Source organism: Variovorax sp. GW821-FHT09A10 (genome assembly GCF_059418385.1).
Window position 1 is genome coordinate 123495 of the sequence record NZ_JBWKPT010000001.1, and the last position, 22156, is coordinate 145650.

20 protein-coding genes are annotated in these 22156 nt (G+C 67.1%); 10 read left to right on the plus strand and 10 right to left on the minus strand.

Annotation, left to right across the window (positions count from 1 at the left end):
- Positions 1 to 38: 38 nt before the first annotated feature.
- Together AC07Q9_RS00645 and ppsA are read right to left on the minus strand one after the other, a co-directional pair.
- Entirely contained in the window at positions 39 to 461 is a 423-nt protein-coding gene (locus AC07Q9_RS00645) for a hypothetical protein (RefSeq protein WP_495306888.1), read from the minus strand.
- Positions 462 to 686: 225 nt separating this feature from the next.
- Positions 687 to 3083, minus strand: a complete 2397-nt coding sequence (gene ppsA, locus AC07Q9_RS00650) for a phosphoenolpyruvate synthase (protein WP_492681022.1) — start codon at positions 3081 to 3083, stop codon at positions 687 to 689.
- Between the two features lie 193 nt (positions 3084 to 3276).
- On the opposite strand from ppsA, the gene ppsR reads away from it, so the two are divergent.
- A complete protein-coding gene (gene ppsR, locus AC07Q9_RS00655; protein WP_062473023.1) occupies positions 3277 to 4098 on the plus strand; it encodes a posphoenolpyruvate synthetase regulatory kinase/phosphorylase PpsR in 822 nt (273 codons plus the stop codon).
- 41 nt (positions 4099 to 4139) lie between these two features.
- On the opposite strand, the gene AC07Q9_RS00660 is transcribed toward ppsR, so the two are convergent.
- The 8 genes from AC07Q9_RS00660 to ahpC all read right to left on the minus strand — a co-directional run bounded on the left by AC07Q9_RS00660 (position 4140) and on the right by ahpC (position 13003).
- Complete coding sequence (locus tag AC07Q9_RS00660; RefSeq protein ID WP_495306889.1) at positions 4140 to 4940, minus strand: heme ABC transporter ATP-binding protein; 801 nt, start codon at positions 4938 to 4940, stop codon at positions 4140 to 4142.
- Positions 4937 to 5974 carry a FecCD family ABC transporter permease gene (locus AC07Q9_RS00665; protein WP_495306890.1) on the minus strand — a complete coding sequence of 346 codons (1038 nt, stop codon included), beginning with the start codon at positions 5972 to 5974 and terminating at the stop codon, positions 4937 to 4939. Before AC07Q9_RS00665 ends, AC07Q9_RS00660 begins: the two co-directional genes overlap by 4 nt.
- Positions 5971 to 6879 (minus strand): heme/hemin ABC transporter substrate-binding protein, encoded by a 909-nt coding sequence (locus AC07Q9_RS00670; protein WP_495306891.1) that lies wholly within the window; start codon positions 6877 to 6879, stop codon positions 5971 to 5973. The genes AC07Q9_RS00665 and AC07Q9_RS00670 overlap by 4 nt, the downstream gene beginning before the upstream one ends.
- A 33-nt stretch (positions 6880 to 6912) precedes the next feature.
- Positions 6913 to 7299 (minus strand): VOC family protein, encoded by a 387-nt coding sequence (locus AC07Q9_RS00675; protein ID WP_495306892.1) that lies wholly within the window; start codon positions 7297 to 7299, stop codon positions 6913 to 6915.
- Complete coding sequence (locus AC07Q9_RS00680; RefSeq protein ID WP_495306893.1) at positions 7296 to 8381, minus strand: hemin-degrading factor; 1086 nt, start codon at positions 8379 to 8381, stop codon at positions 7296 to 7298. The genes AC07Q9_RS00675 and AC07Q9_RS00680 overlap by 4 nt, the downstream gene beginning before the upstream one ends.
- Before the next feature lie 37 nt (positions 8382 to 8418).
- Positions 8419 to 10635, minus strand: coding sequence for a TonB-dependent hemoglobin/transferrin/lactoferrin family receptor (locus AC07Q9_RS00685; RefSeq protein ID WP_495306894.1), 2217 nt, complete (start codon positions 10633 to 10635; stop codon positions 8419 to 8421).
- 159 nt (positions 10636 to 10794) lie between these two features.
- Positions 10795 to 12351, minus strand: a complete 1557-nt coding sequence (ahpF, locus tag AC07Q9_RS00690; protein ID WP_062473035.1) for an alkyl hydroperoxide reductase subunit F — start codon at positions 12349 to 12351, stop codon at positions 10795 to 10797.
- Between the two features lie 88 nt (positions 12352 to 12439).
- Entirely contained in the window at positions 12440 to 13003 is a 564-nt protein-coding gene (gene ahpC, locus AC07Q9_RS00695; protein WP_062473036.1) for an alkyl hydroperoxide reductase subunit C, read from the minus strand.
- Positions 13004 to 13262: 259 nt separating this feature from the next.
- Here ahpC and bfr point away from each other — a divergent pair, with 259 nt between their 5' ends.
- The 9 genes from bfr to AC07Q9_RS00740 all read left to right on the plus strand — a co-directional run bounded on the left by bfr (position 13263) and on the right by AC07Q9_RS00740 (position 22121).
- Complete coding sequence (bfr, locus tag AC07Q9_RS00700; RefSeq protein ID WP_062473038.1) at positions 13263 to 13739, plus strand: bacterioferritin; 477 nt, start codon at positions 13263 to 13265, stop codon at positions 13737 to 13739.
- Between the two features lie 121 nt (positions 13740 to 13860).
- Positions 13861 to 14508 (plus strand): PepSY-associated TM helix domain-containing protein, encoded by a 648-nt coding sequence (locus AC07Q9_RS00705; protein ID WP_369632180.1) that lies wholly within the window; start codon positions 13861 to 13863, stop codon positions 14506 to 14508.
- Positions 14509 to 14606: 98 nt separating this feature from the next.
- Positions 14607 to 15107: a DUF2271 domain-containing protein gene (locus AC07Q9_RS00710; protein ID WP_174543631.1), complete on the plus strand. Its 501-nt coding sequence runs from the start codon at positions 14607 to 14609 to the stop codon at positions 15105 to 15107.
- A 41-nt stretch (positions 15108 to 15148) separates the two neighbouring features.
- Entirely contained in the window at positions 15149 to 15958 is an 810-nt protein-coding gene (locus AC07Q9_RS00715) for a DUF4198 domain-containing protein (RefSeq protein ID WP_495306895.1), read from the plus strand.
- Between the two features lie 14 nt (positions 15959 to 15972).
- Complete coding sequence (locus tag AC07Q9_RS00720; RefSeq protein ID WP_495306896.1) at positions 15973 to 16983, plus strand: FAD:protein FMN transferase; 1011 nt, start codon at positions 15973 to 15975, stop codon at positions 16981 to 16983.
- Positions 16980 to 18344, plus strand: a complete 1365-nt coding sequence (locus AC07Q9_RS00725; RefSeq protein ID WP_495306897.1) for a sulfite reductase subunit alpha — start codon at positions 16980 to 16982, stop codon at positions 18342 to 18344. The genes AC07Q9_RS00720 and AC07Q9_RS00725 overlap by 4 nt, the downstream gene beginning before the upstream one ends.
- Positions 18345 to 18580: 236 nt before the next feature.
- Positions 18581 to 20959, plus strand: a complete 2379-nt coding sequence (locus tag AC07Q9_RS00730) for a catecholate siderophore receptor Fiu (protein WP_495306898.1) — start codon at positions 18581 to 18583, stop codon at positions 20957 to 20959.
- Positions 20960 to 21056: 97 nt separating this feature from the next.
- The gene (locus AC07Q9_RS00735) at positions 21057 to 21737 is read left to right on the plus strand and encodes a Fe2+-dependent dioxygenase (RefSeq protein WP_495306899.1); all 681 of its coding nucleotides are present in this window, start codon (positions 21057 to 21059) and stop codon (positions 21735 to 21737) included.
- Between the two features lie 111 nt (positions 21738 to 21848).
- The gene (locus AC07Q9_RS00740) at positions 21849 to 22121 is read left to right on the plus strand and encodes a (2Fe-2S)-binding protein (protein ID WP_062473051.1); all 273 of its coding nucleotides are present in this window, start codon (positions 21849 to 21851) and stop codon (positions 22119 to 22121) included.
- Positions 22122 to 22156 lie beyond the last annotated feature (35 nt).

The window sequence follows — 22156 nt, forward strand, 5'->3', positions numbered from 1 at the left end:
CGATTATAGCCCTGTCTTGCGCGATCCGGCAAGGCGCCTCAGTCGTTCAGGGCCTTGTCGAGGGCGGCGGCCTTCTCCGCGCCGACGGCGGCGCGGATCTTGGGCGCCAGCGCCAGGAGGTCTTCGTAGCTGGTCGTGCCTTCGACCTGGAGGTTGAGCCGGAAGCCCATCAGGCCCAGGCTGCCGGTCAGCTGGGTGGCGATCGGGTACGCATCCTTGTAGCGCTGTTGCCGGCTGCGGCCGGAAGAAACAGCCGGCGGCTGGCCGTCCAGGGGCGCCAGCAGGCCCAGCGCGACCATCTGATCGACCTCCTCGCGCCCGATGCCCAGGCCCGAGCCCAGCACGTCGTCGATCGAGCGTTTGCCGTCGAACTGGATGAACGCCGAGCGCTGGCGCGGCGTCAACGGCACCGAGCGGTCCTTGAGGACCTGCTGTCCGGCTTCCGTCTTGACAAGAATCATGGGGGTCTCCGGCGAAGTGCTGACACGGGCCCTGATGGGCCGGCGTCGCCTCAGGCAGGCAGCCGGGATGCGCCGCCTGCGAATGTCACGAGTCTGACACCGGAAACGCACTTTGTTTCATTTGCACGAGCGGGCACGGGGGAATCCCCCATGGGGATTTCCGCCATTCGCCGCGTTGCATCACGCGGCGGCGCATGCCTTGGGGCATGCCCGCCGCGCGGGGACTCAGCCTCGCTGGGCCAGCTGCTGCCAGGTGTCGATCACGCTGTCGGGGTTCAGCGAGATCGATTCGATGCCCTGCTCCGCCAGCCACAGCGCGAAGTCCGGGTGGTCGCTGGGGCCCTGGCCGCAGATGCCGACGTACTTGCCCTGGTCCTTGCAGGCCTTGATGACGCGGCTCAGCAGCGCCTTGATGGCCGGGTCGCGCTCGTCGAAGTCGGCCGCCAGCAGCTCCAGGCCGGAGTCGCGGTCCAGGCCCAGCGTGAGCTGGGTCAGGTCGTTCGAACCGATCGAGAAGCCGTCGAAGAACTTCAGGAACTCTTCCGGCAGCACCGCATTGCTCGGCACCTCGCACATCATGATCAGCTTGAGCGCGTTCTCGCCGCGCTTCAGGCCATGCTCGCCCAGCAGCGTGGTCACGCGCTCGGCCTGGCCCAGGGTGCGCACGAAGGGCACCATGATCTGCACGTTGGTCAGGCCCATGTCGTTGCGCACGCGCTTGAGCGCCTCGCATTCCATGGCGAAGGCCTCGCCGAAGTCGGCGCTCAGGTAGCGCGCGGCACCGCGGAAGCCCAGCATCGGGTTTTCTTCTTCGGGCTCGTAGCGGCTGCCGCCGATCAACTTGCGGTACTCGTTCGACTTGAAGTCCGAGAGGCGCACGATGACGGGCTTGGGCCAGAACGCGGCAGCGATGGTCGCGACGCCCTCGGTCACCTTGTCGACGTAGAACGCGCGCGGCGAGGCATGGCCGCGGGCCACCGATTCGACGGCCTTCTTCAGGTCGTTGTCGACGTTCGGGTAGTCGAGGATCGCCTTCGGATGCACGCCGATGTTGTTGTTGATGATGAACTCCAGGCGCGCCAGGCCCACGCCGTGGTTCGGCAACTGCGCGAAGTCGAAGGCGAGCTGGGGGTTGCCCACGTTCATCATGATCTTCAGGTCGATCTCGGGCATCACGCCGCGCTGCACTTCGGTCACTTCGGTCTCGAGCAGGCCGTCGTAGATGAAGCCGGTGTCGCCCTCGGCGCAGCTCACGGTGACGAGCGTGCCGTCCTTGAGCAGGTCGGTCGCGTCGCCGCAGCCGACCACGGCCGGAATGCCGAGTTCGCGCGCAATGATGGCCGCGTGGCAGGTGCGCCCGCCGCGGTTGGTGACGATGGCGGCAGCGCGCTTCATCACCGGTTCCCAGTTGGGGTCGGTCATGTCGGTGACGAGCACGTCGCCGGCCTGCACCTGGTCCATTTCGCTGATGTTGTGCACGATGCGCACGGCGCCGGTGCCGATCTTCTGGCCGATGGCACGGCCTTCGGCCAGCACGGCGCCCTTGCCCAGCAGCTTGTAGCGCTGCTCGGCCTTGCCCTGCTGCTGGCTCTTCACCGTTTCGGGACGCGCCTGCAGGATGTAGAGGTGGCCGTCGGTGCCATCCTTGCCCCACTCGATGTCCATCGGGCGGCCGTAGTGTTCTTCGATCACCAGCGCGTAACGGGCCAGTTGCTCGACGTCGGCGTCGCTCAGCGAGTAGCGGTTGCGCTGCTCGGCCTTGACGTCGGTGGTCTTCACCAGCTTGCCGCTCGCCTTCTTCTCTTCGGGCGTGGCGAACTCCATCTGGATCAGCTTGGAGCCGAGGTTGCGGCGGATGACGGCCTTCTTGCCGGCCTTGAGGGTCGGCTTGTGCACGTAGAACTCGTCGGGATTCACCGAGCCCTGCACCACCGTCTCGCCCAAGCCGTAGCTCGAGGTGATGAACACGACCTGATCGAAGCCCGACTCGGTGTCGATGGTGAACATCACGCCGGCGGCGCCGAGGTCGGAGCGCACCATGCGCTGCACGCCCGCCGAGAGCGCGACCACGTCGTGCTCGAAGCCCTTGTGCACGCGGTAGCTGATGGCGCGGTCGTTGTAGAGGGAGGCGAACACCTCCTTCATCTTGTGCAGCACGTCGTCGATACCGACCACGTTCAGGAAGGTTTCCTGCTGGCCGGCGAACGAGGCGTCGGGCAGGTCTTCGGCGGTGGCCGAGGAACGCACGGCGAACGAGGCGGCGGGATTGCCGGCGCTCAGCGTGGCGAAGGCCTCGCCGATGGCTTTCTGCAGGTCGGCCGGGAACGGCTGAGCCTCGACCATGGCGCGGATTTCGGCACCGGCGGCGGCCAGGGCGCGCACGTCTTCGGTGTCCAGCGCAGCCAGGCGCTTGCTGATCTTGTCGGCCAGGCCGTCATGCGCCAGGAACTGGCGGAACGCGTGGGCCGTGGTCGCAAAACCGGTCGGCACGCGCACGCCCTGCGGCAGCTGCGAGATCATTTCGCCGAGGCTGGCGTTCTTGCCGCCAACCGACTCGACGTCGGTCATCCTCAGGTTTTCAAATGGCACGACCAGTGCGGTCGCCTCGAAAAGTGCAGACATGGGGAAGCTCCAGAAGTTGAAACCGGCGCTGCATGCAGACGGCGCAGCACGATCGTTGTCGTTGCTTTGGGTGCGGTCGCGGTGTGCATGGAAAGAATTCGAGGGGGTGGGGAAAGCGGATTCCCGATAATGGCCCGGATTGTAGGCGTGGCAGGTCGCGCGCGCCGCAGGACTCCGCCGCAAAAGCAACACCATGCATACACGCACTGTTTTCTTCGTCTCCGACGGCACCGGCATCACCGCCGAAACCTTCGGCAACGCCGTTCTGGCCCAGTTCGAGATGAAGCCGCGCCACGTGCGGCTGCCGTTCACCGACACGGTCGACAAGGCGCACCAGGCGGTGCGGCAGATCAACCACACGGCCGAGGTCGAGGGCGTTCGGCCCATCGTCTTCACCACGCTGGCCAACATGGACGTGCTGGGCGTGATCGAAACCGGCTGCAAGGGCATGCTGCTGGACATGTTCGGCACCTTCGTCCGGCCGCTCGAAATCGAGCTGGCCATGAAGTCGAACCACCGCATCGGCCGCTTCAGCGACGTCAGCAAGAGCAAGGCCTACAACGACCGCATCGCGGCCATCGACTTCAGCCTGCAGCACGACGACGGCCAGAGCCACCGCGACCTGGAAGGCGCCGACGTGATCCTGGTCGGCGTGAGCCGCAGCGGCAAGACACCCACCTCGCTCTACCTGGCGATGCAGCACGGCCTGAAGGCGGCCAATTACCCGCTGATTCCCGAAGACTTCGACCGCCGCCAGCTCCCGCCGGCGCTGAGCCCGCACCGCAAGAAGATCTTCGGCCTGACGATCCAGCCCGAGCGGCTGAGCGAGATCCGCAACGAACGCCGGCCCAACTCGCGCTATGCCAGCCTGGAGAACTGCCGCCACGAAATCAGCGAAGCCGAGGCCATGATGCGGCGCGCCGGCATCCGCTGGCTCTCGACGACCACCAAGTCGATCGAGGAAATCGCGACGACGATCCTGCAGGAGCTGCGGCCGGAGCGGTTGGTCTACTGATTTGCTAGCTTTTCAGTAGCAAGCACCACCCGCCCGACGGGCTATCCGAACAGATACTGCGTGACGCCGTCCGCGCCGGTCACCGGCTGGCAGGGCATGCGCCAGACGGCCTCGATCAGCGCGGGCTGCAGCACGTCGACGGTCGCCCCCTGACGCAGGCCGCCGGGTGCGCCCAGCACCACCACCTCGTCGGCATAGCGCCGCGCCAGGTTCAGGTCGTGCAGCACGGCCACCACGCCCACACCCCGCGCCGCCCAGGCGCGCAGCAGGCGCATCGCCGAATGCTGGTGCGCGAGGTCGAGCGCGGCGGTCGGCTCGTCGAGCAGCAGCCAGCGGCTCGCGCCCTCGGGGCGCGGATGCCAGAGCTGGGCCAGCGCCCGCGCCAGGTGGACCCGCGCCTTCTCTCCGCCCGACAGCGTGTTGAGGATGCGTGGCGCCAGCGCCGTGACGTCGGTCAGCGCCATCGCCTCGGCCATGATCGCGTCCTCGTCGCCAGTCGGCGCGCGGCGGTGCGGGTAGCGGCCGAGCGCGACGATGTCCTGCGCCGTGAAGTCGAAGGCGACCGCGCTTTCCTGCGGCATCAGGGCCCGGCGCAATGCCAGCACGGGCATGCCGTGATCCGCCAGCGGCCGGCCGTCGAGCATCGCCCTGCCCTGCGTCGGCTCGCGCTGGCCGGCCAGCACCGACAGCAGCGTCGACTTGCCCGCGCCGTTCGGCCCGAGGATCGCGGTCACGCGGCCCGGCGCCAGTTCGACCGACGCGTTGGCCAACAAGGTCTTGGCGCCGATGCGCACCTCGACGCCGACGCACGCCAGCGCCCCGTGTCCCGTCGCCGTCGTCATATGCGCCCCCTGAAATGCCGCAGCATCAACAGGAACATCGGCACGCCGATGAAAGCCGTGAGCACGCCCAGCGGCAGTTCGGCCGGCGCCATCACCGTGCGCGCCACCGTGTCGGCCGCGAGCACCAGCGCCGCGCCCAGCAGCGCCGAGGCCGGCAGCACGATGCGGTGATCGGGCCCGGCCACCATGCGCACCCAGTGCGGCGCGATCAGGCCGATGAAACCGATGATCCCGGTCGTGGCCGTCACCGCACCCACCGCCACCGCCGTGATGACCACGGCGCGCCGCTTGGTGCGCTCCACGTCCACGCCGAGCAGCGCCGCCTGCGCCTCGCCGAGCGCGATGGCGTTCAGGGGCGAAGCGAGCGACGCCGCGGCCCCGCACGAGAGCAACACCGCCACCCCCACCAGGATGACCGCGCTCCAGCGCGCGCCGCCCAGGCTGCCCAGCAGCCAGAACTGCAGGCTGCGCAGTTGTTCGTCGGTCGCCATCACGCTCAGCAGGCCGAGGCCGGCGCCGGCCAGCGCATTGATCGCGATGCCCGCCAGCAGCATAAGCGCCATGCGCGTGCCGCCCTCGCTGCGCGAGAGGCCGTAGATCAGCAAGGTCACGACGAAGCCGCCGCCGAAGGCCATGAGCACCAGCGTCCAGCTGCCGAGCGTGCGCGGCAGCATCGGCCAGAACGAGGCCCCCAGCACGATGGTGACGCCGGCCGCCAGCGCCGCGCCGCTGCTGATGCCGATCAGCCCCGGGTCGGCCAGCGGATTGCGGAACAGCCCCTGCATCAGCGTGCCCGCCATGCCGAGCCCCGCACCCGCCGCCACGCCGAGAACCAGGCGCGGCAAGCGGATGTTGAGGAACACGAGGTGCTCGGGCGACTGGCTGCTTGCGCCCTGCCCCAGCGAGGTCAGCACGTTCCACAGTTGCGAAAGACTGATGGCGTAGGCACCCGACACGGCGCCCACCGCGAAGGCCGCAACGAGCAGCACCGCGCTGCCTCCCAGCACGGCACGCGCCCCCAAGCGCTGGCTCATGCCAGCGCGGCCTGGAACTTGTCGTGCAGCTCGCCGATGGCGGCCGGCAGGCGCGGGCCGAAGCCCAGCAGCAGCAAGGCGTCCTGCGTGATGAGCGCGCGCTTCTTGTAGGCCGGCGTCAGCGCCAGTTCGGGCCGCTCCCAGAACTTGTCGACGCCGCCGTGCGCCTCGATGCTCTGCGTGCTCGTGAGGATGATGTCGGGCGCTGCGCTGGCCATGGCCTCGGCCGTCATCGGCCGGTAGCCGTGGAAGCCGCCCAGCGCATTCACGCCGCCCGCGAAGCCGATCACCGCATGCGCCGCGGTCTTCTCGCCGGACACCTGCGGGCTCGCGCTGTGCGAGAGCACGAACAGCACCTTCGGCTTGCGCCCCTTCGCGCCGCCGATGCGCTGCAGCACCTGCGCCCACTCGGCATCGAGACGGGCCTGCAGTTCGCGCGCCTGTGCTTCCTTGGCCGCGGCGCGGCCCACGGCCTGCACCTTGCGCTGCACTTCGCCCCAGCTGTGGTCGGCCTCGATGATCTCGACCTTCACGCCGGCCGTGCGGATCTGGTCGAGCACGACGGTCGGGCCCGACTCGTTGGTCGCGATGATCGCGTCGGGCTTCAGGGACAGCAGCCCTTCGGCCGACAGCTGGCGCATGTAGCCCACCTTGGGCGTGGCGCGCGCGGCAGCGGGGAACAGGCTGGTCGTGTCGGTGCCGACCAGCTGGCCTTCGGCGCCGAGCGCATAGACCACCTCGGTGATCGCACCGCTGACCGTGACCAGCCGCGGCAGGCGCTTGCTGTCCTGTGCGAACGCGGGCCATGCGCCCGCACCGAGTGCTGCGGCAGAAAGCAGGCGCAGCGCATCACGACGACGCGGCACGGAAGAAGAAAGGAAAGAGGAATCGCGTGGTTCAGTCATGGGGTCACGGACAGCGAAAGAGAAAGACGCGCGTCAGCCGCGCCGGGGAATGTTGTGTGCGATGCGCCAGAGCACGCCGCTCGGGTCGGTCAACGTGAAATCGACCATGCCCCACGGACGTTCGGCGGGCGGCGTGGTCTGCACGGCATAGCGTTCGGTCAGCCGCTGCGCCTGCACGCGCGCCCACCACGCCAGCGCGTCGTCGACGAGCAGGTGCATCATGAAATTCTCTGCGTGGGTCTGGACGTAGAAGTCCTGCAGCAGGAAGCTGCTCTGGCCGCTGAAGAAGTACGCGATGCCGTCCTCGTTCGAGGCCAGCGTGAAGCCCAGGTCCTGGTAGAAGGCAATGGAGAGCGCGAAGTCCTTCGCCGGCACGAAGGCCTTGATCTCGACCACGCCCGGAAAGGTGTCAGCACTCATCGCGCTGGCGCTTCCGAGGTGGCCAGGCGCGAGAGCTTGGCCACGATCTGGCGCCACTCCGCGCGCTCGGGCACGCCCGGCTTGCGCGCACCGAAGAACATCGCCATCAGCTCGCCCTCGCCGTCGAAGGCCTCTACCGAGGTCACGATGCCGTCGCTGGTCGGCTTCTGGACGATCCACACGCTCGCGATGCGATCTTCGCGCAGGTGCAGGTTGAAGCCGGGGTCGAGCACGTTGAGCCACTGCATGCCGTGCATCTCCATCGGCTCGATGCGCACGACCGGGCCCGAGTGGATCTGGATGCAGCCGGGGCTGCCGACGAACACCATGATCGGCGTGCCGTCGAACGAAGCCTCGAGCAGCAGCTCGCGCACCGCGCCGGTCTCGGCCCGCTGCGTGAACTCGCCCTCGGTGAGGCGAAAGCTCTGCTGGCGCTCGACGTCGAACTTGTTGAGCAGGCCGAAGAACTCGTGCGTGTCCTGCATGCCGCGCCAGGCCTCAGCCAGTGCGACCGCATCGATGGCAGCGTCGTCGCGCGGCGCCGCCTTCTTCTCGACGGGCACGAACTGCACCGGTTCGTCGGGTGTGGCGGTGTAGCTGTCGATGACCGACTGGAACGCATCGCGGTCGGTCGCGTCGCGCACGAAGATCTTGTGCACCGCCACGCCCTGCGGGTTGAAGAACTGCAGGCTCAGCGTCGGCGGCACGCCGGCATTGGCCGCGGCCTCGCTGACCGCGAAGCCCGCATGCCAGCGGCTGAAGAACAGGCGCAGGTCGATGACCTCGCCCAGTGCGAGCCCCATCGCGTCGCTGCCGGACACCTTCTCGTAGACGCCGGTCTTCTCGTGCACCGTGGTCTCGTTGCGCGTGAGCGCCAGCACGGGGCCGCACAGCTCCAATGCCTGCAGCAACTCGACCCACGGGCCCTTCAGCCGCGTGGCGCGCAGCGCCTTGTCGTGCGCGCCCGTGTGCGCTGCGATGGCGGCGCCTTCGCTCAGGCCCATGGCCGCGGCGGCGTCCTTGTGGCGCATGCCCTTGGCGCGCAGTTCACTGAAGCGGGTGCGGATGTCTTCGGCATTCATCGGGTGTCCTTTGTTGCGAGAGAGATGGCGGTGCGGCTCAGAAGTCCGCCACGAGCGAGACGTTGAAGCTGCGGCCCGGCTGGGTGTAGGCGTCGCGGATGGCCGAGGTGGTCGTCACGCCGCGCACATCGCTCCACATCCAGTAGCGCTTGTTGGTGAGGTTGGTCACCGACGCGTTCAGGCGCAGGTCCTTGCGGATGCGCCACTGCGCGCTGATGTCCAGCGTGGTGGCCGCCGGCGTGCGGAACTGCAGGCCCGTGGTCACTTCGCTGCGATCGACGTCTTCCCACTCCTTGGCGCCATGATGGACCGCATCGAGGCGCACGCTCCAGGCCGGCGCCTGGTACTTGAGTCCGGCGCTGAACTTCTGCGGGTCAATCGAGTTGAGCGGCCTGTTGTTGGTGCGGTCGCGGCCCTGCGTGCGGCCGTAGGCGAAGGGCACGGAGAAGCCGTTGCCGTTCTCGGTGAAGTCGAGCTCGCCCTTGATCTCGAAGCCGCTGATGCGCGCGCGCCCGACGTTGACGGTCTGGTAGATCAGCGGGTCGATGCGCGGAATGCCGCGCCCGCCCACGAGCTTGTCGTTCTCGATGAGGTCCTTGTAGTCGCCGGTGAAGGCGGCCACGTCGAAGCTCAGGAGGCCGGTGCGCCCGCGCACGCCCAGCTCGATGTTCTGGCTCTTCTCGGGCTTGAGGTTCGGGTTCGGGATCGTCTTGTAGCCCGAGATCACGTTCTCGAAGAAGTTGTTCACCTGGAACGCGTTGGGCGCCTTGAAGCCCGAGGCGTAGTTGCCGTACACGCTGAACTGCGGCGTGGCGCGGAACAGCACGCCCAGCTTGGGCGACACGGCCGAGCCCGACAGCGACACGGCCTGCGCGTTGAAGCCGGCCTGCTTCGCGTCGAGCGAGAAGCGGTCGAAGCGGATGCCGGGCGTGATGCTCCAGCGGTCGTGGATGAACTCGTCCTGCACGTAGAAGGCGCTCGAGGTTTCGCGCGTGTCGGGAAAGCGCTTGAGCGGGTAGCTCTCGCCGGCCGGCGGCACGAGGCCAGTCTGCAGGTTCTCGACGTTGGTGCGCGTGTAGTCCAGGCCGTAGGTGATCTTCTGGGCCCAGCTGCCCATGCGGATCGTCTTGTCGGCCTGCAGGCCGAACTGCCAAGTGTTCTCGTCGTAGGTGACGTCGCGCGTGCGGTCGGCCGCGGTGAAACGGTCTTCGTAGATGTACTCGCGCGAGCCGGCCTTCTGGTAGCTCACGACGGCGAGCAGGTTGTCGGCCACCACGCTGTTCAGGCGCAGCCGGCCTTCGTAGGTCAGGCGGTCGCGGTCGAGGTCGGTCTTGGCATTGAGGCCGATCACCGAGGTGGACGCATACGGCGGCTTGGCCACGCCCGACAGCAGGTTGTAGCGGCTGCTCTTCTCGACGTGTTCGAAGGTGAAGGCGTGGCGCTGGTCGGCGTTGGGCGTGAGGATGGCCTTGGCCAGCAGCGAGCGGGTCTGGTCGCGCTGCGGGTTGGGCGTGGTGCGGTCGAGGTTGGGCACGTTGAGCGAGCCCCGGTTCTCGAGTTCGCTGGCGTGTCCCAGGTTGGCGGACACGAGCCACTCGAGCACGTCGTTCGCCTTGCCCGCGAGCGTGACGCCGCCGCGCACACCGTTGTCTTCGCCGCTGTAGCCGATGTTCGCGCTGCCGCCGAAGGTCTTGCCCTCGCGCAGGAAGGACGAGGGCTCGCGGGTGATGAAGTTGACCAACCCGGCCAGGCCGTCCGAGCCGTAGAGCGCCGAGGCCGGGCCCTTGATGATCTCGATGCGCTCGACGAGGCTGATGTCGAAGTAGTCGCGGCCGAACGCATTGGCGCTGAACACATAGCTGCGCGGCGTGCGGATGCCGTCGGTCAGCAGCAGCACGCGGTTGCCGTCCAGGCCGCGGATGTTGAAGCCCGCATTGCTGTCGCGGCCGGTGTTGCCCTGCGCCAACCCGAAGCGCGCGGGTGAGCGCTTGACCGACACGTTGGGCAGGTCGCGCACGGCATCGCGGATGTCGTGGATCTGCTTGCTCTCGATGTCCTGGCGGTTGATGACCTCGATGCTCAGCGGCAGGTCGTCCCTGGCCTGCTCCGAGCGCGATCCGCTCACCACCACTTCGCCGAGCGCCGCGAGTTGCTGGGACCACGCGGGCGCGGCGGCCATGCCGAAGGCGCAGGCGATCAGCCAGGGCAGCAGCGCGGGTCGAGGGGAAGACGGTCGAGAGAAATGAGCGGCCACGAAAAAGGTCCAGGAAACAGTTGATGAACTGCTTGCTGGACCTTGGGGCGCAGAGGCTGCGCGAGTGACCTGGCTGGCAATGAGGGGCAGCGGTGTGCCCGTGTTTTTATTGTATGAGAATAATTCTCATCTTCACAACTTCAGGCACTTAAGACTTACTCACGCAGGGGCCGTCGTGCGGATCAGGTGATCGAACGCACCGAGTGCCGCCTTCGCGCCGTCGCCGGCCGCGATGATGATCTGCTTGAACGGCACCGTGGTGACGTCACCCGCCGCGAACACGCCGGGCACCGAGGTCTGGCCGCGCGCATCGACGACGATCTCGCCGTGCTTCGTCAGCTCCACCGTGCCCTTGAGCCAGTCGGTGTTGGGCACGAGGCCGATCTGGATGAACACGCCTTCGAGCTCGACCTTCTTCAGCTCGCCCGATGCGCGGTCCTTGTAGACCAGCCCGTTGACCTTCTGGTCGCCGGTGATCTCGGTGGTTTGCGCGTTGGTGAAGATGTCGACGTTCTTCAGGCTCTTGAGCTTGCGCTGCAGCACGGCGTCGGCGCGCAATTGCGTGTCGAACTCGATCAGCGTGACGTGGCCGACGATGCCAGCCAGGTCAATGGCCGCCTCGACACCCGAGTTGCCGCCGCCGATCACCGCCACGCGCTTGCCCTTGAACAGCGGGCCGTCGCAATGCGGGCAGTAGGCCACGCCCTTGTTCTTGAACTCGTGCTCGCCCGGCACGTTGATGTTGCGCCAGCGGGCACCGGTCGAGATGATGACCGTCTTGCTCTTGAGCGAGGCGCCGCTTTCGAGCTGCACCTCGATCAGGTCCTTGCCCGGCACCAGTGCCTTGGCGCGCTGCAGGTTCATGATGTCGACGTCGTAGTCGCGCACATGCTCTTCGAGGGCGTGGGCGAACTTCGGTCCTTCGGTTTCCTTGATCGAGATGAAGTTCTCGATGCCCAGCGTGTCGAGCACCTGGCCGCCGAAGCGCTCCGAGGCAACGCCCGTGCGGATGCCCTTGCGCGCGGCATACACGGCGGCCGCGGCACCGGCGGGCCCACCGCCGACGATCAGCACGTCGAAGGCGTCCTTGGCGGCGATCTTGGCGGCTTCGCGCTCGACGCCGCTGGTGTCGATCTTGGCGAGGATTTCTTCCAGGCTCATGCGGCCCTGGCCGAACTCGGTGCCGTTCAGGAACACAGTCGGCACAGCCATGATCTGGCGTTCCTTCACTTCGTCCTGGAAGGTGCCGCCCTCGATCATCGTGGTGCGGATGCGCGGGTTCTGGATCGCCATCAGGTTCAGCGCCTGGACCACGTCGGGGCAGTTGTGGCAGGTGAGCGAGACGTAGATCTCGAACTCGAAATCGCCGTCGAGCGCCTTGATCTGGTCGAGCACGGCCTGTTCGACCTTCGGGGGGTAGCCGCCGATCTGCAGCAGCGCAAGGATCAGCGACGTGAATTCATGGCCCATCGGCAGGCCGGCAAAGCGCGGGCCGTGGTTTTCGCTCGGGCGGTTGACCGAGAACGAGGGCTTGCGGTGGTTGTCGTCGCGGCTTTCGGTCAGCGTGACCAGCGGCGAGACTTCGGCCACGTCCTTCAGCAGCGACAGCATTTCGCCCGAAGCCTTGCTGTCGTCGAGCGAGGCAACGATCTCGATCGGCTGCGTGGCGCGTTCGAGGTAACTCTTCAATTGGGCTTTGGTGCTGGCGTCAAGCATGGCGGACTCTCTTTCGATAACTGGAAACTATCAACTGGGGACAAAAAAGCCCGGGGCCTCATGAGCGCCCGGGCTTTGCGCGGGGCGCTTAGATCTTGCCGACGAGGTCGAACGACGGAGCGATGGTCTTGTCGCCGTCATTCCACTTGGCCGGGCAGACTTCGTTCGGGTGCTCGGCGGTGTAGACCGCTGCCTTGAGCTTGCGCAGGGTTTCCTTGACGTCGCGGGCGATTTCGTTGGAGTGCACTTCGGCGGTCTTGATGATGCCGTCGGGGTTGATCACGAAGGTGCCGCGCAGTGCCAGGCCTTCTTCGGGGATGTGCACGCCGAACGCGTTGGTCAGCGTGTGGGTCGGGTCGCCCACCAGGGGGAACTTGGCCTTGCCGACAGCCGGCGACGTGTCGTGCCAGACCTTGTGCGAGAAGTGCGTGTCGGTGGTCACGATGTAGACCTCGGCACCCAGCTTCTGGAACTCGGGGTAGTGGTCGGCCGCGTCTTCGACTTCGGTCGGGCAGTTGAAGGTGAAGGCCGCCGGCATGAAGATCAGCACAGACCACTTGCCCTTGAGCGTCTCGTCGGACACATCGATGAACTTGCCGTTGAGGTAAGCCTGGGTCTTGAAGGGTTGGACTGCGGTGTTGATCAGGGACATGTGATTCCTTGGATGCTGCGGTTGGAAAAATAAGTGCGAGCCATGAGTATAACTACCAATATATTGTTTTTGATAGATATCAACTATTGAAAGTATTGGAACCCGCTATGTTTGCCATCGCGCCGCGCATCGCCTTGCGCCAGGTCAATACGAACGTGTATCACCATCACACGCATGCAGACCGGCGCAGCATGGGTTTGCTTGCAAGCGCGTGTTCGCCCCTCCGACAATCACCGCTTTCAGAACAAGGAAAATAATCATGAAGGGCGACCCCAAAGTCATCGAACACCTGCAGGCGCAGCTCAAGAACGAGCTGACCGCGATCAACCAGTACTTCCTCCACTACCGCATGCTCAAGCACTGGGGCCTGGACAAGCTGGCGAAGAAGGAATACGAAGAATCCATCGGCGAGATGAAGCACGCCGACAAGCTCATGGACCGCATCTTCATGCTCGACGGCCTGCCCAACCTGCAGGACCTGGGCAAGCTGAACATCGGCGAAGACGTGCCCGAGCTGCTGCGCTGCGACCTCGGCGCCGAAACCGGCGCGCAAGCGACCATCAAGGACGGCATCGCGCATTGCGAATCGGTGCGCGACTATGTCTCGCGCGACCTGCTGCAAGAGATCCTGGACGACACCGAGGAGCACATCGACTTCCTCGAGACGCAGATCGACCTGATCGACCGCGTCGGCCTGCAGAACTACCTGCAGCTGCAGGTGGGCGAGCTCGAGTAAGCGCTGCAACCGCATTGCAAACAAACGGGGCTTCGGCCCCGTTTTTTATTGCTCTTTACTTAACTTTATCCTTACTGAATAGCAGTCATTCTCATCTGCGCGACTACAATTCGCGCTTTCGATGACTGCCCCCGCCCGTTCCGACAACCGCCGCCGCGCCTATTGGCTCAAGACCCTCCACGAGTGGCATTGGGTCAGTTCTGCCATCTGTCTCGTCGGGATGATCCTGTTCAGCGTCACGGGCTTCACGCTCAACCACGCGGGGCAGATCGAGGCCAAGCCGGTCGTCACCACGCACAACGGCACGGTCGACGACGCGCTGCGCGCCCGCCTCGAACAACAGCTGCCGGCCGCCAAGGCCCAGCAGGGCAAGGCCCCGCTGCCCGCCGAATTGCAGGCCTGGCTGCGCACCCAATGGGACATCGACACCGCCGGCCGCCAGGCCGAGTGGTCCGACGACGAAATCTACCTCTCGCTCCCCCGCCCCGGCGGCGACGCCTGGCTGCGGCTGAGCCTGCCCGAGGGCGAGGTCGAGTACGAGCGCACCGACCGCGGCTGGCTCTCCTACTTCAACGACCTGCACAAGGGCCGCAACACCGGCACGGCCTGGAGCTGGTTCATCGACATCTTCGCGGCCGCCACGCTGGTCTTCTCGGTCACCGGACTGTTCATTCTCAAGATGCACGCGGGCAACCGCCCCTTCACCTGGCCCATGGTGGGCATGGGGCTGGTGGTGCCGGTGCTGCTCGCGTTGCTGTTCATTCACTGACCGATCCGATCGACGGATCGGCCGGTGCGTTGTCTTTGCTGATTCAGGAAGAAAGAGGTTTTCCCGTGCACCTTCGCTACTCGCTCGCACCGATCGCCATGTCGGCGTTGTTCGCGGCCCCGGCCATCGCCGCTGGCCTGTCGGTCAACATCGAGATCCCCCGGCTCAACGTGTCGGAGTACCACCGCCCCTACGTGGCGACCTGGATCGAGCGCGCCGACAGCACGATGGCCGGCACGCTGGCCGTCTGGTACGACGTGCGCACCAAGACCAACAACCCCGAAGGCGAAGGCACCAAGTGGCTCAAGGACATGCGCCAGTGGTGGCGCCGCGGTGGCCGTGAACTGGCCGTGCCGGTGGACGGCGTCACCGGCGCCAGCAAGCCCGCGGGCAAGCACCAGCTGAGCTTCACCGAAGGCTCGGGCGCGATGCCCAAGCTCGCGCCCGGCGCCTACAAGCTGGTGGTGGAAGCCGCCCGTGAAGTCGGCGGCCGCGAGGTCGTGACCATCCCGTTCCAGTGGCCACCCACCGCCGCCGCGCAACCGGTGGCCGCCGGCAAGGAAGAGCTCGGCGAGATCAAGCTCGAACTCAAGCCCTGACTTCCGACCGATCCGCCCTCTCTCTCATTCCAAGGACCACCATGACCCGCTTCACCCTGCGCGCCGCCGGCCTCGCCCTCGCCCTTTCGGCCGTTGCTTCCGTGACCCAGGCGCACAACGCCTGGCTGCTGCCCTCGACCACCGTGCTGTCGAAGGCCGACACCGTGAGCGTCGACGCCGCCGTGTCGAACGACCTGTTCGTGGCCAACCACGCGCCGCTGCGCCTGGAGGGCCTGCAGATCACCGCCCCTGACGGCAGCGCCGTGAAGCCCGAATCCGAAGCCAAGCTCAAGCTGCGCAACGTGTTCGACGTGAACGTCGCACAGCCGGGCACCTATCGCATCGCGGTGGTCAACAACGGCGCCTTCGCCGCCTGGAAGGACAAGGCCACGGGCCAGAACAAGCGCGCCCGCGGCACGGCCGAGACCATCGCCAAGGAAATCCCGGCCGACGCACAGGACGTGACCATCACCCAGTCGGCCGGCCGCATCGAGACCTTCGTGACCGTCGGCAAGCCCTCGGCGCTCAAGCCCATCGGCCAGGGCCTGGAACTGATTGCCGCCGGCAGCCCGACCGATCTGGCCAAGGGCGAGAAGGCCACCTTCACGCTGCACCTGGACGGCAAGCCCGCCAAGGACCTCGAAGTGACGGTGACCGCCGGCAACACCCAGTACCGCGACAAGCTCGAAGAGATCAAGCTCAAGACCGACGACAAGGGCCAGTTCAGCGTGACCTGGCCGAGCGCCGGCATGTACTGGCTCGACGCCAGCACCAAGGACAGCAAGACCACCGTGCCCCAAGCCAAGGAACGCCGCCTGAGCTACGCGGCCACCCTGGAAGTGATGCCCTGACCCTGCGTTTTTCCTTGGGCCTTTCCTTCAGCACCTGGCGCGCGGGCGGCTACGCCAACGCGGCCGTTCCTCGTCCCGCCGATCCCGCGAGCCTCCAGCAGCTCGGCGGGCAGACGATGGGCACGACCTGGTCGCTGCGCTTCGACAACCCGCGGATGCTGCCGCTCGCGCAGGTGCGCGAGGCGGTCGAAGCCGCGCTCGCGCGCGTGATCGACCAGATGAGCCACTGGGAGCCAGGCTCCCTCATCAGCCGCTTCAACGCCGCGCCCGCCGGCTCGCGCCATGCGCTGCCGGCCGAATTCGCGCAGGTGATGCAGTGCGCCCTCGCGTGGGCGCAGGCCAGCGGTGGAGCGATCGATCCGACGGTCGGTGCCTTGGTGGCGCGCTGGGGCTTCGGTCCCGCGGCGTCGCAAGACAACGCCCTGCCCTCGCCCGACGCACTGGCCGCAATCCACGCGAACGTCGGCTGGCAACGGCTGACCTTCGATGAGGCCAACCCCACGCTGCTGCAACCCGGCGGCGTGCAGCTCGACCTGTCCGGCATCGCCAAGGGCTTCGCGGTGGACCATGGCGTCGACGCGCTGCGCGCGCTCGGTCTCACCGACCTGCTGTTCGAGATCGGCGGCGAGCTGCGCGGCATCGGCCGGCGGCCTGGCGGTGCGCCGTGGCAGGTGCAGGTCGACACCGAGATGCCGACCCCGCAACGCATCGCCCTGGCCGACATGGCCGTGGCCACCTCGGGCGACCGCTGGCACCGGCGCGCCATCGAAGGCCGCAGCTGGTCGCACACCATCGATCCACGCGACGGCGAACCGGTGGCGCATCCGCTGGCCAGCGTCACCGTGCTGCACCCACAGTGCATGCAGGCGGATGTGCTCGCCACCGTGCTGACCGTGCTCGGCCCCGACGAGGGCCTGGCCTTCGCGCAGCAGCGCGACATCGCGGCCCTGTTCATCGCCCGCGCCAACGACGGATCGCTCACCGAGCGCGCCACGCGCGCGTGGCAGGCGCAGACCGGCGCATGACCGAGACCTTGTGGCGCGCGCTGGCCGCCAGCGCGACGGTCGCGGCCTATGCCGCGCTGTGCCTGGGCATCTACGCACGCCAGCGGCGACTGCACGCCACGGCTGCCCGCGAAGCCGCGGCGCTGTCGGCCGGTGATGGCGCGCAGGCGTCGCCCACCCTCGTGCTGTTCGCCAGCCAGACCGGCCAGGCGGAAACCATCGCGTGGCAGACCGCGCGACGGCTGCGCGCAGCCGGCACCGCGGTGCGCGTGATGGCCCTCAACGCCCTCGACAGCGCCACGCTGGCCTCGGCCCGCCGCGCCCTCTTCGTGGCCAGCACTTACGGCGAAGGCGATGCACCCGACGGCGCCAGCGTGTTCGCCGAGCGCGTGATGGGCGCGCCGCTGGCGTTGCCGTCGCTGCGCTACGCCGTGCTGGCGCTGGGCGACCGCCAGTACGCCCACTTCTGCGGCTTCGGCCGCGCGCTCGATGCGTGGCTCCACACGGCCGGCGCCGTGCGCGACTTCGATCCCATCGAGGTCGACAACAGCGACCCCGCCGCGCTCGCCGATTGGCACGCCCGCTGGGGCGATGCGCCGGAGGGCGGCGACGACGCCCCGGCGAGCTTTGCGCCCTGGCGGCTCACGCGGCGCGAACTGCTCAACGCCGGCAGCACCGGTGGCCCGGTTTTCCACCTCGGTCTCACGCCGCAAGCAGGCACCCTGCCGCACTGGGCGTCGGGCGACCTGGTTCAGGTCGCCGTCGCGAGCGATCCGGCGCGGCCACGCGACTACTCGATCGCCTCCCTGCCCGCCGACGGCGAACTGCAGCTGCTCGTGCGGCAGGAGCAGCATCCCGATGGCTCGATGGGCGCCGCGTCGGGCCTGCTCACCTCGACGCTCTCGGTCGGCGACTCCGTCGCGCTGCGCCTGCGGCCACACCGCGGCTTCCGGCTCGAAGGCAACGAGAACCGTCCGCTGATCCTGATCGGCAACGGCACCGGCCTGGCCGGCCTGCGCGCCCACCTGCGCGCACGCGCCGCGGCCGGTCGGAAAGACAACTGGCTGGTGTTCGGCGAGCGCCAGTCCGCCCACGACTTCCTCTGCCGCGAGGAAATCGAAGCCTGGCAGGCCGACGGCACGCTCGCCCGGCTCGACATGGTGTTCTCGCGCGACCAGGCCGAGCGGTTCTACGTGCAGCACCGCCTGCTGCAGGTGGCCGACACGTTGCAGGCCTGGCTGCGCGACGGCGCCGCGGTCTATGTCTGCGGCAGCCTGCAGGGCATGGCATCGGGCGTGGACGCGGCGCTGCGGCAGATCGCCGACGACGCGCTGTGGGCCGAGCTCTCGGCCAGTGGACGCTACCGCCGCGACGTCTACTGACAGGCCGGCACGGCCTCGTCAGTTGCGTCTCGGCAACGAAAAAAGAGAAACTTTCGGGTTAAAAGCGGACAGTTGAGCACCTTGGTATTGAGAAGCAATATCATTTGAGTCGATTTGCAAACCCTTCGCAAATCAGCTCACCCAGCCAGTCTTGCCGCCCTTTTCTCCCTGGAGAGCGCGCCACGCGGACCCAGCCAGCCGAGCTCTGCCCGCCCGCCCTTTCCGGAGAAAACAACATGGCCTATATCAAGAGCCGCAAGCACGCCGTCGCACGCGCCGTTCCTCATCTTTCGGGTGCCGCCGCAGCCACGCTGCTGGCCATCGCAGCCCCCGCCGCCTTTGCCCAGACCGGGCGGGCCCTGCCTGAAGTCCGCGTGCAGGATTCAAGCGCCGCCGACTACAAGACCGACACCTCGGCCAACCCGAAGTTCACGGCCCCGCTGGTGAACACGCCGCAGACCATCCAGGTGATCAAGGAACAGATCATTCGCGAACAGGGCGCGACCACGCTTACCGAAGCGCTGCGCAACACCGCCGGCGTCGGCACCTTCTTCCTGGGCGAGAACGGCAACACGAACACCGGCGACGCCGTGTTCATGCGCGGCTTCGACAGCTCCAGCAGCATCTTCGTGGACGGCATCCGCGACCTGGGCTCGGTCTCGCGCGACATGTTCAACATCGAGCAGGTCGAGGTCGTGAAGGGCCCGTCGGGCACCGACGTGGGCCGCGCCTCGCCCACCGGCTACATCAACCTCGTCACCAAGAAGCCGAAGCTCGAAGACAGCTTCCTGGGCTCGATCGGTTTCGGCAGCGCCGACTACAAGCGCGGCAGCATCGACTGGAACAAGTCGCTCAGCGGCGCCAACGGCATCGGCGCGGCCTTCCGCCTGAATGCAGCGATGGAAGACTCGGGCGTGCCCGGCCGCGACTTCGTCAAGAACAAGCGCACGGCCATTGCACCGTCGATCGCACTCGGCCTGAACTCGCCCACGCGCTTTTACTTCGACTACCTGCACGTCGACCAGGACAACGTGCCCGACGGCGGCGTGCCGACCATCGGCCTGCCCAGCTATTCGAACCCCGATCCGGTCGCCCTGGGCGCACGTCGCCGCAGCTTCCTGAACTACGCGGCACCGGTCGATCCGAAGAACTTCTACGGCACCGCGCACGACTTCAACAAGGTGACGGCCGACATGTTCACGGCGCGCGTGGAGCACGACTTCACGCCCGACGTCACGCTGCGCAACACCACCCGCTACGGCAAGACGAAGCAGGACTACATGCTGACGTCGTTCATGCTCGCAGGCCTCGCCGCGACCGGCCGGCCGCCGGCAGCGGGCGCCGCCTTCCTGGACACGCCGGTCCCGGGCCTGCCCTCGACCTGGACGGTCACGCGCAACTCGCCGACCAACAAGAACCAGGAAAACACGATCTTCGTCAACCAGACGAACGTGACCGCCAAGTTCAACACCGGCAGCCTGAACCACTCGCTCAGCGCGGGCGTCGAGCTGATCCGCGAAGAGCAGTCGAGCCTGGGCTACTTCAGCCCCGGCGCCACCTTCAACGGCAAGGTCGTGCAGAACGGCGCCTGGCCGGTGGCCAACCTGTACGCGCCGAACCCGTACGTGAACGGCTACAACCGCATGCTCAGCGGCGCCGACAGCAAGGGCGTGACCAACACGGTCGGCCTGTACGCCTTCGACACCATCAAGCTGAACGAGCAATGGCAGATCACCGGCGGCCTGCGCTTCGACCACTACAGCACCTCGTTCCAGAGCGCGGCGCTGTCGACCGCAACGACCAACCCCGGCCTGCCGGTCGGCACGCTGGTGCCCTCGTCGCTCAAGCTCTCCGACAACCTGTTCACCGGCAAGATCGGCGTGGTCTACAAGCCCGCGAAGAACGGCAGCATCTATGCGGCCTACGGCACCTCGGCCCAGCCCCCGGGCGGCGCGAACTTCGCGCTGTCGGCCGCCGGCACGGGCAGCAGCGCGGCGCGCACCGACTTCCTGCCGCAAAAGGCCAAGACCTTCGAAGTGGGCACGAAGTGGGACGTGCTGGACGACAAGCTGTCGCTGACCGGCGCGGTCTACCGCACCGACGTGAGCAACGAAGTCGTGCAGGACCCGACCAACACCGCGCTGTACTACCAGAGCGGCAAGAAGCGCGTGCAGGGCATCGAGCTGGGCGTGGCGGGCACCATCACCGAACGCTGGGGCATGAGCGCCGGCTTCACGACGATGGACACCAAGGTGCAAAGTGGCCCCAACGTCACCGCCGACGGCACCAACGTGCTGACCTACACGCCGAAGAATTCCTTCACGGCCTGGACCACCTACCAGTTCCCGTTCGGCCTGACGGTCGGCGGCGGCGCGCGCTACAACGGCAAGCTGCACCGCGGCACCGATGGCGCCGTGGGCACGCCGGCGTACATCGACGCCTACTGGGTGTTCGATGCCATGGCGTCGTACCGCATCAACAAGAACGTCGACATCCAGCTGAACATCGCCAACCTGTTCGACAAGCAGTACGCGGCCGCCATCAACAAGAGCGGCTACCGCTACACGCCGGGCACGCCGCGCTCGGCCAAGATCACCGCGAACTTCGCGTTCTGATCCCGACGGCTGCGTCGCCCCCGGCAAGGGCGGGCGACGCAGTGCGAAACTCGAGCCCCGGCCTGCGCCGGGGCTTTTTCTTGTGGAGTTCACCGAAATGATGCTGCATGTGCCCGACGTGCTCAGTCCCGACCAGGTGCGCGAAATGCGCGCCGCGCTCGACGCCACCCAGTGGGTCGATGGCCGCGAAACCGTGGGAGACCAAGGCGCGCAGGTCAAGCGCAACCGCCAGTTGCCGGAGTCTTCTCCCGTCTCGCGCGAACTCGGCGCGACCATCCTGGCCGCGCTGTCGCGCCACGCGCTGTTCTTTTCGGCGGCGCTGCCGGCGCGTTTCGTGCCGCCGCTGTTCAACCGCTACGAGGGCGGCGAGCACTATGGCGTGCACGTCGACGGCTCGGTGCGCGCGGTGCCCGGCAGCAGCCAGCAGCTGCGCACCGACCTGTCGTGCACCCTCTTCCTGAGCGAGCCGGAAGACTACGAAGGCGGCGAGCTGGAAGTGATCGACACCTACGGCTCCCACGAGGTCAAGCTGCCGGCCGGCGACCTGATCCTTTATCCGGCGAGCAGCCAGCATCGCGTGCACCCGGTCACGCGCGGGGCGCGGGTGTGCTCGTTTTTCTGGCTGCAGAGCATGGTGCGCAGCGACGCACAGCGCGGCATGCTGTTCGAACTCGACCAGACGATCCAGAAACTGCGCGCCCGCCTGGGCGAATGCGAGGAAACCGTGGCGCTCACCGGCCACTATCACAACCTGCTGCGGCTCTGGGCCGAGGTGTAACACTGGCTTGCAAAGTCCGGCGGCATGTCGGTCATAGTGATTGCAAATGCGATGGATTCTTATTTATAATGAGTCACATCCAACAGCCAGCCAACTGCCGCTTTCACCGCCATGATCGTTTGCGTCTGCCGCCGAGTCTCTGACCGTGAAATCGCACGTCATGTGCGCGCGGGCATGACTTTCGACGAAGTCCAGTTCGAACTCGGCGTGGCCACCCAGTGTGGCCAGTGTGAAGGTTGTGCCCGCGACATCGTGGCGCAGTGCAGTGTCTCTCACCCGGTCGCCGCCCTGAACTGCGAATCGGCGCCGAGAGCGATCCAGCTTGCCAACTCCATCAAGGAAAGCAAAGCATGGAACTCGTCTCGGCTCTCGGCGGCAGCCTGATCCTCGTCGCCGGCTCTGTCTGGTGGATTTTTCGC